A 16252-nucleotide genomic window follows, 5' to 3' on the forward strand; every position below is an offset into this window, starting at 1 on the left:
GTAGCATCCGCCTCAATTACATAAAGCTCTAGTTGACGTGAGCTGCTTCATCATACGGATTGTTGTCCCAATATCTGGTTCAGAAGTGACATCCACCTTATCCATGAAATTCTCCATAATTGTAAATCCCATACCAGAACGTTCCCACTCAGGTTTTGAAGTGAAGAGAGGCTCTTTAGCTTCTTCAATGTTGCTGATTCCTTTGCCTTCGTCTTTTATAATAATTTCAATTTGTTCGCCATCAATTGCACATGAAAGCATAACTTTCTGATGCGGATTTTCCTCATATCCATGAATGATCGCATTTGTGACAGCTTCAGAAACAACTGTCTTAATATCCGTAAGCTCTTCCATTGTAGGATTCAACTGACTTATAAATGCCGCTACCGCCACGCGCGCAAGTGATTCATTTTCACTCACACTCAAAAATTCAAGCGTCATTTCATTTCGCATGAAGCCACCCCCAATAGCTCAAGAGCATACGATTCGCTACCAACCAGCCTCATAATCTTAAACATCCCGGATAAATCAAATAACCGCCTGACTTCTGGTGATATAGAACAAATAATCATTTCATTACCTGATGCTTGAACCTCTTTATATCGTCCAAGCATAACCCCAAGGCCCGAACTATCCATGAAGTTAAGTTTTTCTAAATTAACAACTACATGATCTACATCGTTCTGGTGCAGCTGGTCCCGCCAGGATTCACGGAGTTTACTGGTCTCATGGTGATCAAGTTCTCCCTCCAAGCGAACTACTAAAACATTTTCTTTAGTCACAAATTCTACGCGAAGACTCAATTGGTTTCCTCCTCTAACTTATAAGAGTCCTTAAGTCTTTCGTAAAATCTGCTGCTTATTCCTGCTTAAAAACAATACTAGTGGCAAAAAGCTAAAACCTCTGAAAGCTCGTCAAATTCCTCCAGGAACGCTCCCATAAGTTAATAAAGCTTGCTTTCTCTACTTTCTCCTTTGTTTCCAGACGAACTTTGGCTACTTCTTTTCCGTCTTTCTCAATGATGACCCAGCCCATATGGTCTCCTCTGGAAAGAGGAAGTTCCTTTTGTTCCACCAGTTTTATTTTAGTGTCATAAGCCTGTTCTTTCTGGGATTTTTTCTTAAGAATCACAACATCTTTTTCAGGAGAAAGTTTAATATTTTCAGGTTGTCCTCTAGTAAGCTTCATGGTTTTTAACGTATCTTTCTTATCGTATAACTTGACTCCTTCATACTGGCCAAAACCATAATCAAGAAGGCTTGTTATATCCGAATTACGATCTTTAGGCGTCTCCGCCCCCATCACGACCGCAATCATGTGCATGTCATCCCGCTTAGCGGAAGCGGTTAGACAATATTTTGCTTCAGAAGTGTAACCTGTCTTTAAACCATCCATACCAGGGTAAGATTTAATTAATTTATTTGTCGTGACCAGCCAGAATTCGTTATCCTTGCCTTTACGTAAATAATCATCATAGATACTTGTATATTGAGTGACTTCATCGTGTAATAAAAGTTCACGAGCCATTACAGCCATATCATGAGCTGTACTATAATGTCCTTTTGCCGGAAGTCCGGTAGGGTTTTCAAAATGTGTGTGTTTCAGACCTAAATCTTGTGCTTTTTTATTCATTTGATTAACGAACTCTTTCTCTGAACCTGCGATCCGCTCCGCCATGGCTACACTTGCATCGTTACCAGAAGCTACAGCTATTCCTTTTAATAAGTCGTGAACTGTCATCTCTTCACCAGCTTCTAGAAAAATCTGTGATCCTCCCATCGAAGCCGCATGTTCACTGATTCTTACTTTTTCATCCAGACTAATACTCTCTTTTTCCAATGCCTCCATTATAAGCAAAAGGGTCATTACCTTTGTCATACTTGCAGGAGGAAGTTCCTGATGGGCATCTTTTTCGTAGAGCATCATTCCACTATTTTTTTCTAACAATATGGCTGATTTAGCAGAATCCACCAGATCAGGTGCAGATTTTTCTTCTGCTTTTATGGACGCTGGCTGTAAAATGCTTAAAGTTACCATGAAAATAAGGATGGAGCCGATGAGTTTTTGCATACAATTGACCTCCAATTTCTGTAAGTGCCCCTATTTTTCCCTTTATATGGTTTTCTATACAAATTTACAGGAAAAGAAAAACAAGGTGCAGACTAAGATTCTACACCTTGTTTATTATCGTTTTATTCTATTTATTTGATTCCTATTTAAGCCAATGACGCATCCCTATCCCATATATGGTTTATCTCAGGATAACAGAAAGTGAAAGGATTCAAACTTCTTCCTCTATTCTGACTCTAAACGTTAAATGGTCTTTTAATGAAGTAATTCGTTGAATATGAAAATTTAATAAAAAAATTCTTCACTATCAAAGGATAGCGAAGAACTCTGTTAAAGAGATTGTAACTTATAAATCTCAATCAATTTATTTAATCACTGTATAAATTAACGTAGGTTTATCTACTTTCTCATCGGTAATAGAATAAGCACCTAATACTTTAGTAATGGATGCTTGAGGCTCTTCATCATCGCTGTGCAGCACAACTAGTGATTCTCCTTCTTCCACCCAATCTCCTATTTTTTTGTTCAAAGTAATGCCTACTCCGTGATTAATCTCATCATCTTTGGTAGCGCGTCCAGCACCCAAGTACATAGCTGCAATTCCGATGGACTCAGCATCAATTGCAGCTATATAGCCGCTTTTCTCCGCTTTCACCTCAACTTTGTACTTAGCTTTAGGAAGGTTGTCTAAGTTATCGATCATCGATACGTCACCATTTTGTGCTTCCACTAAATTCCGCAAACTTTGAAATGCTTTTCCATTTTCCAAATTCTTCGCCAAAGCCTCATAAGCTTCTTCATAAGAACTAAATACTTCCGCAAGAACGGTCATATGAGATGCAAGTTCTAAAGATAGCTCTCTTAAATCCTCTACATTCTTTCCCTGCAGAATTTCAGCAGCTTCTTTAATTTCGTTGGCATTTCCGACTTCAAACCCAAGTGGCTGATTCATATCGCTAATTACCGCAACCGTCTGACGTCCAAGATTGTTACCGATATTCACCATTTCCTGAGCGAGATTTTTTGAATCTTCAAGGGTTTTCATAAAAGCACCAGACCCCGTTTTAACATCTAACACTATACCGTCTGCACCAGAAGCCAGTTTCTTACTCATAATAGACCCGGCTATGAGAGGAAGGGAATCGACCGTCCCTGTTACATCGCGCAATGCGTATAACTTCTTATCGGCAGGTGCCAGATTTCCTGTCTGTCCAGCTACCGCCAGCTTATGAGTATTCACATTGTGGATGAACTGGTCTTTTGTCATTTCAATTTCCAGACCCTTGATTGATTCCAGTTTATCTAACGTTCCACCTGTATGACCCAGGCCTCGCCCTGACATTTTTGCGACTGGTACCCCGACAGAAGCAACTAATGGACCTACAATGAAGGTAACTTTATCGCCTACACCGCCTGTTGAATGTTTATCCACTTTATGTCCTTTAATAGCAGAAAGGTCAATAGTTTCACCGGAATCCACCATAGCTTGAGTCAATGTAGCTGTTTCCTCTTGCGTCATCCCTTGAAAGTAAATAGCCATCGTGAGGGCCGAGGCCTGATAGTCAGGAATATCACCTTTGGTGTACCCATCTACAAAAAAGTAGATTTCTTCTTTTGTTAATTCGCCGCCATCTCTTTTTTTAACAATGATATCGTACATTCTCATTTAAACTCACCCTTTACTATTTATGCCTTTAGGCTGGTAATGACTTTAATAGTTCCTTAACAAATCCCAGGAAGTCCTCTCTCACTTGAGAGGTGGTTTCAATTACTTCATCGTGAGTCAAGGGCTGATCCAGTATTCCGGCAGCCATATTGGAAATACAAGAGATCCCGAGAACACGAATTCCTGCGTGACTTGCTGTAATAACTTCAGGGACAGTAGACATTCCTACCGCGTCTCCACCTAATACACGAAGCATTCGAACCTCCGCGCCTGTTTCATAAGCTGGGCCTGTGTTACCTACGTAAACACCTTCCTGTACATTCAGCTCAAGTCTTTCAGCACTTTGTCTGGCATGCGCGATCAGGTTACGATCATAGGCTTCTGACATATCCGGGAATCGTGGTCCCCTTTCATCATCATTCGGACCAATAAGAGGACTGTCCCCCATGTTATTAATATGATCCGTAATAATCATCAGATTACCAGGGTTAAAGGATTCATTAATCCCCCCAGCCGCATTCGTTACAAACAAGGTATCAATGCCGAGTTCTTTCATTACCCGGACTGGGAACGTAACCTGCTGCATATTATATCCCTCGTAATAATGAAAGCGGCCTTGCATAGCAATGACTTGTCTTCCTTCCAACTCCCCGATAACCAATTGTCCTTTATGTCCGGATACGGTTGATTCAGGAAAGTGAGGAATATCTTTATAAAGGATGGTTGTGGGGTTTTGAATCTCATCAGCCAGCACCCCTAGACCCGAACCGAGAATCAAGCCTACGGTTGGCTGGACATTTAATTGTTTCGTAATATATTCTGAAGCTTCTTCTACATGTAAGTGATACATAACGGACCTCCTATTTAATATCGTTTAAAAAACTAGTTCCATGCTCAGGCATTTTAATTGAAAAGTTGTCAGATATTGTGGCCCCGATATCAGCAAAAGTCTGACGCTGACCTAACTCTTTTCCACCTTCAATTCCATTATGATAGACAATTAATGGAACAAGTTCTCGAGTATGATCTGTACCATGGTGAACCGGGTCATTACCATGGTCTGCCGTAATGATCAAGAGGTCATCCTCATTAAGCAGATCCAGTACTTCTGGCAGACGTTCGTCATAAGCTTCTAGCGCTTTACCGTATCCTTCTGGGTCCCGGCGATGACCAAATTTTGCATCAAAATCGACAAGGTTTAAAAAGCTCATGCCTGTAAAGTCTTGTTGCATAGATTGAACAAGTTTGTCCATTCCATCCATATTGTCATTCGTACGAATCGCTTCTGTTACCCCTTCTCCGTCATAGATGTCGGAAATTTTACCAATAGCAATTACATCTAGTTCTTCGTCTTTCATTTCATTCATAACTGTCCTTCCAAAAGGTTTTAAAGCATAATCATGTCGATTGGAAGTACGCTCAAAAGAACCAGGTTCTCCAACAAACGGACGCGCAATTACCCGTCCAACCATATATTTTTCATCTAGTGTCAATTCCCGGCAAAGTTCACAGATTTCATAAAGCTCTTCAGGCGGGACGACATCTTCGTGAGCAGCAATTTGCAGCACAGAATCTGCAGACGTGTAAATAATCAAATCACCGGTGTTCATGTGATGCTCTCCTAATTCCTTTATGATTTCTGTGCCGGAGGCCGGTTTGTTTCCTACAATGCCTCTTCCTGTTCTTTCTTTTATTTCATTCAAAAGTTCATCTGGAAATCCATCAGGGAATGTCCGGAAAGGCTGATCAATATATAACCCCATAATTTCCCAATGGCCAGTCATCGTATCTTTACCATTAGATGCTTCTCTCATAGTAGTGTAGTGAGCTTTTGGCTGTTTAGACGGCTTAATCCCCTGAATTTCTCTAATATTACTCAATCCAAGCGATCCCATATTCGGCATATTCAATCCATTCATACGTTCAGCTATGTGACCGAGGGTATCAGCTCCTTGATCATCAAATTGTTCAGCGTCCGGAGCTTCACCTATTCCTACAGAATCCATAACTACTAAAAATACTCTTTTAAATGGTTTCATTAACGATCCCTCCTATGTTTTACTTTCCCATAACTTTATTATTTTACGCTAACCTCTAAAGATGTAGGATGTCAGACAACTAAAAACAAAAAAGTTTATGCTCGTGGATGATACGAGCGATAAACATCTTTTAATCGTGTTTTAGTTACATGTGTATAAACCTGAGTAGTAGAAATGTCAGCATGACCTAACATTTCCTGTACAGCACGCAAGTCCGCTCCATTTTCTAATAAATGTGTAGCGAATGAATGCCTCAGCGTATGAGGAGTAAGTTCTTTCATAATTCCAGCATCGAGGGCAACCGCTTTCAGTATTTTCCAAAAACCTTGGCGTGACAGTTTATTTCCGTGGTGATTCACGAATAATTCTTCTGTCTTTTTACTTTTGACTAACGTCCCGCGCCCTTGTTCCAAATAAGTTTGCACAGCTTCTTTCGCCAAATCTCCTAAAGGAATAATTCTTTCCTTAGACCCTTTACCTAAACAGCGTACAAATCCCATCGTTAGATGAAGATCACTTACTTTTAAAGAGACAAGTTCTGTGACACGAAGCCCTGTGGCATAAAGCATTTCCAGCATGGCTTTATTTCTTAAAGATAGAGGGTCCTTAGTTTGTACATTAAGAAGTTTGTCCACTTCTTCAGATGAAAGTACTTTTGGCAGCTTCCGTTCTTTTTTTGGGGTTTCTATATGGAGACTTGGATCTTCATTTGTCACTTTTTCCCTTATTAAAAATTGATGATAGAGACGAATGGAAGACAGCAGCCTGGCCACTGTAGCAGAAGAGCGCCCTTTATCATTCAAATCATGCAGATATCTCATTATATGAGCTCTTGTTATTTGATCCCAGTCTGAGAGATTTAATTTCTGTTGTAAAAACTGCTGGTATTGCGTTAGATCACGCTTATAAGATTGGATGGTATTCGGTGATAGACCTCGCTCAACTGTTAAATAGTGAAAAAAATCTTCTAATGCGTAATCCATGACCCACCTACTCTCCTAAGTGAAAAAATATCGACAGTCGATCCGGCCATTCAGGTTCCAGCGGCTTGTACACCTTTACTGCCGCTCCGCTTGGCGGATCGTATCGATGCTGCCTTTCGTACTCTTCATGTACAAGACGTAGTGCCATATAAAAAACACAAGTACATAAAGTAAACACAATAAGAACTTTAACTAATTCCTGTATATTTTGACGTAAATGAACCATCCCGCTACCCCTTTTCTAGAGCCTTTATGTAAAAGGATATGCCCGAATGGAGGTCAAATATACATGATTGTTCTACCTACGATAAACCTACACGATTTCCACCAGTTTGTAAATAGATCAAGAGGTATCCCGTTTGTAGAAAACAAAAGTTTCTCAAAATAAAAAAGCCACTATGTAATTTCATAGCGGCAGTTAATTAATTCTCTTCGCTTCCCTCTGATGCCGAGGCGGTTACGGCTTGTTTCTGACAGACGCGGCAGATTCCGTGAAACGTTAAACGATGATCTTTAACCTGAAATCCCCATTGACCTTCAACAAGCTTTTCAACGTCCCCTAATAAATCTTCCTCGATTTCCTCTACCGATCCACACTCTATGCAAACTAAGTGGTGATGAAAGTGCTCCGCCCCTTCTTTTCGCAAGTCATAGCGGGAAACTCCATCTCCAAAGTTTATTTTATCGACAACTTTCAATTCGGATAACAATTCCAGCGTACGATATACAGTAGCCAGACCGATTTCGGGTGCTTTCTCTTTTACGAGGAGGTAGACATCTTCGGCACTTAAGTGATCTTCTTCATTTTCTAAAAGCACTCGAACAGTAGCTTCCCTTTGAGGAGTTAACTTGTAACTCTGGGAATGCAATTGTTTCTTAATTCTCTCAATACGATGCTCCATATCGTTCGTCCCTCCCTCGTAATCAATTTAATTATAAGCAGAGTCAGAACGAGTGTCAAATTAAAATTATTTTAATCTATGTTTTATAATCATTCTAAACTGAATATGATTATCACTATTAAATTAATGATAAATCCACTTTAACACGTAGTCAAGAATGGTATTAGAAAAAAACACTTCAATAGTAGAAGCAATGATCAGGATAAGCATTAATGCCCCAAAAAAAGCACTGTAGCGAACAAATCCTTTAAGGATGGGCTGATGTACTCTTCTTATAAACAGCTGTTTACAAAGCGTCAAAGAGAAAATCAGGGCCAACGATCCAGCTAATAAGTATACAGGTATGATAAGTAAATTTTGAGGAGCAATAGCCGCCGAGGAAATCAAAAGACCATACCAGCCCATTTGATTTACTAGAAACCCTACGGAAAACCCAACAACCAATCCTTTAATAAATAATAGAACGGTAATAATAGGCATGCCAATAACTGAGATACCTAATAAAAACAGCAGAAACATATATTTTATATGATAAAGGATGCTGTCTTTCCATAGAGTGGCTTTTGAAGTTCCATTCATAGAAATATTTTGTTCAAAGAATTGTTTTAAGTAAAAAAACAGATCCTGCTTTTGAACAAAATTCATGCTGTTAACAATTACAGCTCCAAATATAATCCCCATAATAAACAAAACGAATATAAAAACGAATATATTCACATGGCTTTGTATCTCTTTTCCTGCCACCCGCATACTATTCTGCATGGAATCTCCATCCTTTCTCATAACCGGTCTATGACCAATCTATGAAGGAAAAGATAAAAGTAGACCATTATTCAATAAGATTCATACTTTAGATACTTCTTGTCTAATCGAGCATTCTCTATGAAATGTTCATAGATTTCATAAAGTGGAAATAGAAGTAACTGACCTTATTATTAGTCCTCATTTGACTCAACCATGTCTCTAAACTCAAGGATTAAAAGGTTTATTCTGAAACTCTAAGCTTCCAGTACAAAAGAGCATAGACGGTTTTAGCATCCTGGATCCGTTGATTTTTTTCTAATTCTTCAGCTTCCCCCATCGTTAACTCCATAAGTTCTACGAATTCATCCTCATCGCCATCTGGACGCTGTTCCATAACTTTAACTTGATCCGTGAAATAAATATGGACAATCTCATCAGCAAAACCAGGAGATGTATAAAAAGAGGTAACCCATTCCAAAGAATCCGTCGTGTAACCTGTTTCTTCCTCTAATTCTCTAAGCGCACACGTCATAGCTTCTTCACCAGGCTCAAGTTTCCCGGCGGGAATTTCGACCAGGCTTTTTTCCATTGGTTTTCTGTACTGCTCTACGCATATTAATTTACCTTCATCCGTAAGGGCAATAACGGCTACAGCTCCTGGATGCTTAATCAACTCTCGTTTAGAAGTGTTTCCATCGGGTAAAGTAACACTGTCAATATTTAATTGGACAATCTTTCCCGTATAGATTGTTTCTGTATGATATGTTTTTTCTTCAAACCTCTTCACAGTCTCTCATCCTCTCCATTAATCTATGGATAGTTTATCATATGTGGAAGGGAGATACCGAAGATTCCATATGCATTTAAAGGGAAAATAAGAAAGGATGATAATATGAAAAAACGACAAATTGGGAAATCAGACTTATATGTATCCGAAATCAGCTTAGGCTGCATGTCTTTAGGTACGGATGAAAAGAAAGCAAAATCTATTATCGACAGAGCAATAGACTCTGGAGTCAATTACTTAGATACAGCTGATCTTTATGATTTTGGAGACAATGAGCAGATAGTAGGCAAAGCGATTCAGGGACGCAGGGAAGATCTTATTATCGGATCTAAGGCAGGAAATAACTTCACCCCAGGACAAGAAGGCTGGACATGGGACCCCTCAAAAAAACATATTAAACGTGCTGTAAAAGACAGCTTGCAGCGCCTAGGTACTGACTACATTGATCTGTATCAGCTTCATGGCGGTACAATTGATGATCCTATGGACGAAACGATCGAAGCATTTGATGAACTTAAACAAGATGGACTTATTCGTGAATATGGAATATCTTCTATTCGTCCGAATGTTATACGTGAATATGTTAAGAGGTCAAATATATCCAGTGTCATGATGCAGTATAATGCTCTTGATCGAAGGCCAGAAGAAGAAATTTTGGACTTACTTTCTGAAAATGATATTAGTGTCCTTGCCAGAGGGCCCCTGGCTAAAGGTATGCTTTCATCAAAAGGACATCAGAAAGCCTCCCAAAAAGCCGAAGACGGTTTTTTAGAATATAGTCAAGAGGAAATCCTTGCCCTTACTGAAAAATGGCAGGATTATGGCAGTGACGCAAGAACACCAACCGCACTTGCCCTCCAATATGTCCTTCACCACCCAGCTGTAGCTACAGCCGTATTTGGTGCTAGTTCGGTTGAACAGGTAGAGGATAACTTAAGCTATTTGGAAGCGGACCCACTTACAGAACAAATTTTTAGCGAAATCCAAGCCATGACCAGGCCAATTACCTACCAGAAGCACCGCTCTTAAATATAAAGTATTAAATTAAGAAGTAGTCTGATATGAAAATTCATATCAGACTACTATTATTAATAGTATTTTAATTTTTTTGTGAATATATAAATAGTATCATCCTAACCATCTTCTTAAAAAACACAAGTAAACGCTTAGCGCTTCAAGCGCTAAGCGTTTACTTGTGTACAACTCTATATCATTAGATTCCTGTTTCTTTAAGAACCCTTAGCCAATTTAAGTGGGTTATTTTAGCCATATCTGCTTCCGTCCAGCCTTCATGGAGAAGCTGATCCAATAACTTTGGCACTCCCGTCACGTCTTTAATGGCGTCCGGTATCGTACAGCCATCAAAATCAGAACCGAGCGCTATATGCTCAATACCAATACGGTCTGCAATATAATGGATATGATCTGTAATGGCTTCTAATGGGGCACTTAGGTCTATTTTTCCATCAGGCCTTAACATACTCGCGCAAAAAGTTACTCCGACTACTCCATTAGATTCTTTAATGGCATCCAGCTGTTTGTCTGTTAAATTTCTTGTAATCGGACAGAGTTTATGAGCATTAGAGTGGGTCGCGACTAGTGGATGTGTGGAAATGCGTGCTGTATCCCAGAACCCTTTCTCATTCATATGGGACAAGTCAACCATTACACCAAGTTCGTTACAGAGTCTTATAAGCTGCTTTCCTTTTTCGGTAAGCCCAGGTCCTGTATCAGGGCTGGCCGGAAAATGATAAGGAACGCCTTCTCCGAAGTTATTTGGTCTGCTCCAAACTGGTCCCAGAGACCGCAAGCCTGCTTGATGATAAACATAAAGAGAATTAAAGTCCAAATCAATCGCCTCGGCCCCTTCCATATGTATAATTCCACTAATCACATCTTTGTTCAGACAATCGCTCATTTCATTTTCACTGCGTACAATTTTGAATTGCTGCTGTAATTTTATCTCGAGTTTAAGCATCTTGGCTAATACCTCGTTTGTATGTAATTGAGCATAGGAAGAATTAATTGGATCCGCTAAAGGCATGCGGTAGCCTTTCTCTGTGATAAATTCGCTGATTGGGGGAGGACTTACCGGGTTTGGAGTAAATATTGCAAAAAAACCTCCGTAGAATCCACTCTTTTTAGCTCTTACCAAATCTAGATGCCCCGTATCAGACTCTTTTAAGAAATCAAAATCACTAGTTCCATTCACATAATTTAACAATGTATCGTTATGACCATCAATCACTTTATACTTCATGAACCTTTCACCCCTTTAACGATACTTTCCACGTCTTCCTCCAATATCCCTTCTATCACTCTTAGTATTCAAATAATATTTTCATATAGTTAAATAAACCGTTTGACAAACCCTATATCTATATTACAAGATTCACCATTATTTTCAGTCCTTTTGCCTTTCATGTGACAGGAAGATGCTAAAACAGTTACTATAGCATCTCAAACATCGAACATTGTAGAAATTTTTGTTGTTTATATTGGATGAAAAGACGGTATATGCTAAGTACAAGTTGAACTGATTCATTAGCCATGACTCATACTTAAATTTTTCCTAGGAGGAGAAGAGAATGAAAATCAATGCAGGTATCTGGTGTAAACTGACGCTTAAAGACAAAATGATCTTGTTAAAAACCATCAGTCAACAGTCTCTTGGTAAAAAAGCAGCCTGATGATGTCATTGTGCTAAACCATTTCAACTCAACCTTATTCTAACTAACGATCTCAACAATAAAATCCAAACAAAAAACCTACTATTATCAAGTAGGTTTTTTGTTTGGATTTTATTTAATCTACTAAGCCATCCTTCTATTCCGTCATATCCCTGTAATTGCTCGAATACATAATAGCGGTAGACCAGTTAAACGACTTATCGTTAATCGATCACAGAAATGGTTTAGGGAGGGAAGTTAAATGAAGATTGCCATTTTCTCGGACACTTACACGCCACAAGTCAATGGAGTATCTCGCACTCTTGGAAGATTAATTAAACAGTTAGAAAAAGAAGAAATTGAATATCGTTTGTTTATTCCTCAATTGAAAGATTCGCCCTCTTCTAATTGTATCCGCCCTGCTCTTAGCTTTCCGTTCTTACTGTATCCAGAATGCCGTCTTTCATTACCAAGTGCAGTTCGTATAAGAAAAGAGCTGACGTCTTTCAACCCTGATATTGTACATATTGCCACCCCATTCAGTATGGGATTAACTGGATTATATTGTGCAAAGAAATTAAACATTCCTATCGTAGGATCTTACCACACGAATTTCGATCGCTATTTGGAGTATTATAACTTACAATATTTATCAAAATGGATGTGGAAATATTTAAAGTGGTTTTATAGAGATTTTCAAAGGACTTTTGTTCCATCTTATCACACAAGAACCGAATTAAATCTTAAAGGTTTTCATAACATCGCGATTTGGAGCAGAGGCGTAGACTGTACCAGATTCCACCCTTCTATAAATAACATGATCCTCAAAGATTATGATGATAGTAAACCAACATTTCTCTTAACTTATGTTGGTCGAGTGGCCCCTGAAAAAGACCTGGACATACTCATGGATGTTGCCAGGGATCTCCCAGAACCTTATAAAAACAAGGTTCACTGGCTCATAGTTGGAGAAGGTCCGCTTCTCAAAGAGCTACAAAAGGAAAAATTGCCTAATATAACCTTTACCGGTTATGTACACGGAAGTGAATTAGCAAATATTTATGCGAATTCTACTTTATTCATTTTTCCATCCACAACTGAAACTTTTGGAAATGTAGTTCTCGAAGCGCTCGCCTGCGGAACTCCTGTCGTGGCTTCAAAATCCGGCGGCGTTCAAGAAATTATCCAGAGCGGGAAAACGGGGATCCTGTGCGATCCCAGAAACTCTTCCCAGATGATTGATGCTATATGTAATCTTTTAGCAGACCCATTAAGGATTCAAACAATGGCAATGGAGGCAAGAAAGTATGCCCTCGATCAATCCTGGGAAACCATTCTCAGCAAACTCTTGAACGAATATAAAGAAGTAATTGATCAGTCCTTTTCTTCCCATACCAAACTATTTATGCAATCTTGACTAGAGCTAGCTCCTTAATCCGGGAGCTTATTTTCATTTAATTTACATAATATTATTATAGTAAAATTAATCTTTATGTGATTTTTCTAAATATACAAATTTACATAATTGCTTACTAAGTGGTTGTCTAATTCAACCGTTCAGGCGTATAATAACGGAATTGATCCAGAAAAATCCAAAGAATTAGGATGATATTTATGACTTCTACTCACTATAATAAGGTATTGATCGCAGCTATTTTACTAGCAGGATCTTTTATTACTATATTAAATCAAACGTTAATGATTACAGCCATTCCCCCTATAATGGATGAGATGAATATATCAGCCAATAGCGCGCAGTGGCTCACCACCGTTTTTATGCTTGTTAATGGAATAATGATTCCTATCAGCGCATTTTTAATTGAACGTTTTACGACGAGACAATTATTTTTGGGAGCTATGACCATCTTTACACTTGGAACCGTATTAGGAGGGTTAGCCCCTAACTTTGGAACTCTTCTAATAGGAAGAGTCATTCAGTCAAGTGGGGCAGGAGTTATGCTTCCACTTATGCAAACCGTTTTCTTAATGATCTTTCCGATCAATAAGCGCGGAGCAGCTATGGGTTATATTGGGCTAGTCATTTCTTTCGCCCCAGCCATAGGTCCAGCCCTTTCAGGCTGGGTTACAGCAGCAACTTCTTGGAGATGGTTGTTTCTAGTAACACTTCCCCTTGCACTCATCATTACTGTATTAGCTTATTTCTTTCTACGAAACGTAACTGAACTTAGTTTTCCGAAAGTAGATCCCTTATCTATTGGACTATCTTCCATCGGTTTTGGAAGTCTCCTATATGGATTTACCGTAGCTGGAAATGAAGGTTGGACCAGCCCCACAGCCATATACGTGCTTTTAATTGGCTGCATAGGACTGTTTCTATTTATAACCAGACAATTGCGTATGGAACACCCAATGCTTGAATTCAGGGTTTTTAAATATTCTATCTTTACCATTACAACCATTATAGGAATGATCGCTTTTATGGGTTTAATAGGAGTAGAAACTCTCCTTCCGCTTTATATGCAGAACATGAGAGAGTTCACCGCTTTTCAGTCTGGACTTGCTCTTCTCCCTGGAGCTATCATTAGTGGTTTTATGTCACCTCTGACTGGCAGAATTTTTGATAAAATCGGTGCAAAATTGCTTGCTCTAACAGGATTAACCATATTAACCGCAGCTTCAGCTGCTTTTGTATTTCTCGACATTGAAACAACCTTTACTTCCATTACTATCCTGTATTCCATTCGAATGTTTGGCTTATCCATGGTTATGATGCCAGTTACAACCGCAGGATTAAATCAATTGCCTCAAAAATTAATAGCGCATGGCGCTGCTATGAATAACACCATGAGGCAGGTGGCTGCTTCAGTTGGTACGGCCATCCTAGTAACCGTGATGACCACTTCTACTCAGAATGCTCAAGGAAATCCTGCTATAGACTTTCCTGGTATATATGGTGTCTGCATAGCTTTTATCGTAATCACGATGCTTTCCCTTGCAGGAATAGTACTAGCTTTATTTATTAATAAGCCTCCCAAAGACGATGAGACAGAAAATTCCTTAAATCACGAGCTGCATTCAGGTGATAGAGTGAAGAAACATGCCTAAATTGTTAAAAACCCACAAACTCCAAAGAGTTTGTGGGTTTTATTAAAATGCTTTAGCGGGATCATAATCCTGTAAATTGATTTCTACTTCTTCTCCTGCCGCTAAACTAGCAAGAATAGATCCTACATAAGGACCGCTGGTCAACCCTGAAGCACCAAGACCATTTGCCATCCATACGTTTTCGAACCCTGGTACACGCCCAATTACAGGTAAAGAACCAGGAGTAAATGGACGAAAACCAACTTTTGTTTGTATATAAGCAGCTTCAGCAAGTTTTGGAGCTACTTTTAATGCTTTATTTAACAGTTGGTGAACCGCTCCCATTGTCACATCCGTTTCAAAATCCTCACGATTTTCTTTGGTAGCCCCTATTACCAATTTTCCGTTGTCAAAAGTCAACATGTAGTGATTAAATGGCGGAAGCATAACTGGCCACGAGTCTGTATCCTTTTCAGGGAGTTGTAAATGAACGATTTGAGCCTTTTCGTATGTCACACTTATATTTAAACCGTAAGAAGCAAATAATTGTTTAGCCCAGGCCCCATTTGTAACAATTACCTGATCTGCTTCAATATGCTTATCCTCTACCCGTACACCTGCAGAAGCATCTCCATTATGAATGAGTTGAACCTCACCTTCTTTATAGACAGCGCCGTTCATCTCGGCTGCTGACAGAAGAGCCTGCGAAACCGCTTTTCCATCCACTTTAGCTGCTCCGCTAATATGAAGTGCTCTATAATGCTCAGCTACAGGAGGAAACACCGCTTTAGTCTGCGCAGGGGTCAGCTTTGTTATTTCCCCCATTTCTGGTGACTTCTCTCTCCGTTCTAAAGCAACCTTCATTTTTCGATCTAATTTCTCTTCAGTATCAAAGATATTGATAGCTCCCACTTGCTTATAGCCAGTATCGGCTAATCCGTGGGTCTCCAATTCTTTAATTAGAGAAGGATAATACCTCGCCCCTTCTATTACTAAATGGTACCAGGACTTATTCGTTCGATTTGTTAGCCAGGGGCATATAATTCCTGCAGCGGCCCTCGTAGCCTGTCCTCTGTCTTTCCGGTCTACGATAAGAACTTCTTCCCCTCTTTTGGACAAGTGATAAGCCGTGGAGGCTCCTACTATACCTGCTCCAATGATGACATGTTTCATATATAACACCTTTTGTTAATCTGACTTATTACCCTTATTCATTGTATAGAATGATGACTATGAAGTAAATTATCCATTTCTTTTAAGCAGCCCTAAGAAAAAGGGTTCCTTTATGTACGAGCTTATATTCAGTAAAGCTGCAAAAAATGAGTCCGCCCCTCTTGGGGGCAGACT

Annotated in this window: 16 protein-coding genes; 3 read left to right on the forward strand and 13 right to left on the reverse strand. The window is 39.3% G+C overall.

Annotated features, from left to right (window positions below):
• Positions 1–12: 12 nt before the first annotated feature.
• From spoIIAB to LCM11_RS02300, 11 genes are all read right to left on the reverse strand, one after another.
• On the reverse strand, positions 13–453 hold the full coding sequence (spoIIAB, locus tag LCM11_RS02250) for an anti-sigma F factor (protein ID WP_224892651.1): 441 nt from the start codon (positions 451–453) through the stop codon (positions 13–15).
• Positions 438–803, reverse strand: coding sequence for an anti-sigma F factor antagonist (gene spoIIAA / locus LCM11_RS02255; RefSeq protein WP_224892652.1), 366 nt, complete (start codon positions 801–803; stop codon positions 438–440). Before spoIIAA ends, spoIIAB begins: the two co-directional genes overlap by 16 nt.
• Positions 804–894: 91 nt before the next feature.
• The gene (locus LCM11_RS02260) at positions 895–2070 is read right to left on the reverse strand and encodes a D-alanyl-D-alanine carboxypeptidase family protein (RefSeq protein ID WP_224892653.1); all 1176 of its coding nucleotides are present in this window, start codon (positions 2068–2070) and stop codon (positions 895–897) included.
• A 364-nt stretch (positions 2071–2434) separates the two neighbouring features.
• Complete coding sequence (locus tag LCM11_RS02265) at positions 2435–3736, reverse strand: pyrimidine-nucleoside phosphorylase (RefSeq protein ID WP_224892654.1); 1302 nt, start codon at positions 3734–3736, stop codon at positions 2435–2437.
• Between the two features lie 28 nt (positions 3737–3764).
• Positions 3765–4586, reverse strand: a complete 822-nt coding sequence (locus LCM11_RS02270; protein WP_224892655.1) for a purine-nucleoside phosphorylase — start codon at positions 4584–4586, stop codon at positions 3765–3767.
• Between the two features lie 10 nt (positions 4587–4596).
• Positions 4597–5775: a phosphopentomutase gene (gene deoB / locus LCM11_RS02275; protein WP_224892656.1), complete on the reverse strand. Its 1179-nt coding sequence runs from the start codon at positions 5773–5775 to the stop codon at positions 4597–4599.
• Between the two features lie 95 nt (positions 5776–5870).
• Positions 5871–6758 carry a site-specific tyrosine recombinase XerD gene (xerD, locus tag LCM11_RS02280; RefSeq protein WP_224892657.1) on the reverse strand — a complete coding sequence of 296 codons (888 nt, stop codon included), beginning with the start codon at positions 6756–6758 and terminating at the stop codon, positions 5871–5873.
• Positions 6759–6765: 7 nt separating this feature from the next.
• A complete protein-coding gene (locus LCM11_RS02285; RefSeq protein ID WP_224892658.1) occupies positions 6766–6984 on the reverse strand; it encodes a YqzK family protein in 219 nt (72 codons plus the stop codon).
• Positions 6985–7180: 196 nt separating this feature from the next.
• On the reverse strand, positions 7181–7660 hold the full coding sequence (locus tag LCM11_RS02290) for a Fur family transcriptional regulator (RefSeq protein WP_224892659.1): 480 nt from the start codon (positions 7658–7660) through the stop codon (positions 7181–7183).
• Positions 7661–7783: 123 nt separating this feature from the next.
• On the reverse strand, positions 7784–8422 hold the full coding sequence (gene spoIIM, locus LCM11_RS02295) for a stage II sporulation protein M (protein WP_224892660.1): 639 nt from the start codon (positions 8420–8422) through the stop codon (positions 7784–7786).
• 223 nt (positions 8423–8645) lie between these two features.
• A complete protein-coding gene (locus tag LCM11_RS02300) occupies positions 8646–9191 on the reverse strand; it encodes an NUDIX hydrolase (protein ID WP_224892661.1) in 546 nt (181 codons plus the stop codon).
• Positions 9192–9296: 105 nt separating this feature from the next.
• Here LCM11_RS02300 and LCM11_RS02305 point away from each other — a divergent pair, with 105 nt between their 5' ends.
• The gene (locus tag LCM11_RS02305) at positions 9297–10220 is read left to right on the forward strand and encodes an aldo/keto reductase (RefSeq protein WP_224892662.1); all 924 of its coding nucleotides are present in this window, start codon (positions 9297–9299) and stop codon (positions 10218–10220) included.
• A 184-nt stretch (positions 10221–10404) separates the two neighbouring features.
• Here the strand turns inward: LCM11_RS02305 and LCM11_RS02310 are convergent, their stop codons facing one another.
• A complete protein-coding gene (locus tag LCM11_RS02310) occupies positions 10405–11451 on the reverse strand; it encodes a dipeptidase (RefSeq protein WP_224892663.1) in 1047 nt (348 codons plus the stop codon).
• A gap of 671 nt (positions 11452–12122) precedes the next feature.
• On the opposite strand from LCM11_RS02310, the gene LCM11_RS02315 reads away from it, so the two are divergent.
• The gene (locus LCM11_RS02315; protein WP_224892664.1) at positions 12123–13277 is read left to right on the forward strand and encodes a glycosyltransferase family 4 protein; all 1155 of its coding nucleotides are present in this window, start codon (positions 12123–12125) and stop codon (positions 13275–13277) included.
• Between the two features lie 197 nt (positions 13278–13474).
• Entirely contained in the window at positions 13475–14926 is a 1452-nt protein-coding gene (locus tag LCM11_RS02320) for a DHA2 family efflux MFS transporter permease subunit (protein WP_224892665.1), read from the forward strand.
• Between the two features lie 42 nt (positions 14927–14968).
• On the opposite strand, the gene LCM11_RS02325 is transcribed toward LCM11_RS02320, so the two are convergent.
• Positions 14969–16078 (reverse strand): NAD(P)/FAD-dependent oxidoreductase, encoded by a 1110-nt coding sequence (locus tag LCM11_RS02325; protein WP_224892666.1) that lies wholly within the window; start codon positions 16076–16078, stop codon positions 14969–14971.
• Positions 16079–16252: the final 174 nt, after the last annotated feature.

Origin of the sequence: Halobacillus halophilus (assembly GCF_020171985.1) — a bacterium.
GTDB lineage: Bacteria > Bacillota > Bacilli > Bacillales > Halobacillaceae > Halobacillus > Halobacillus halophilus_A.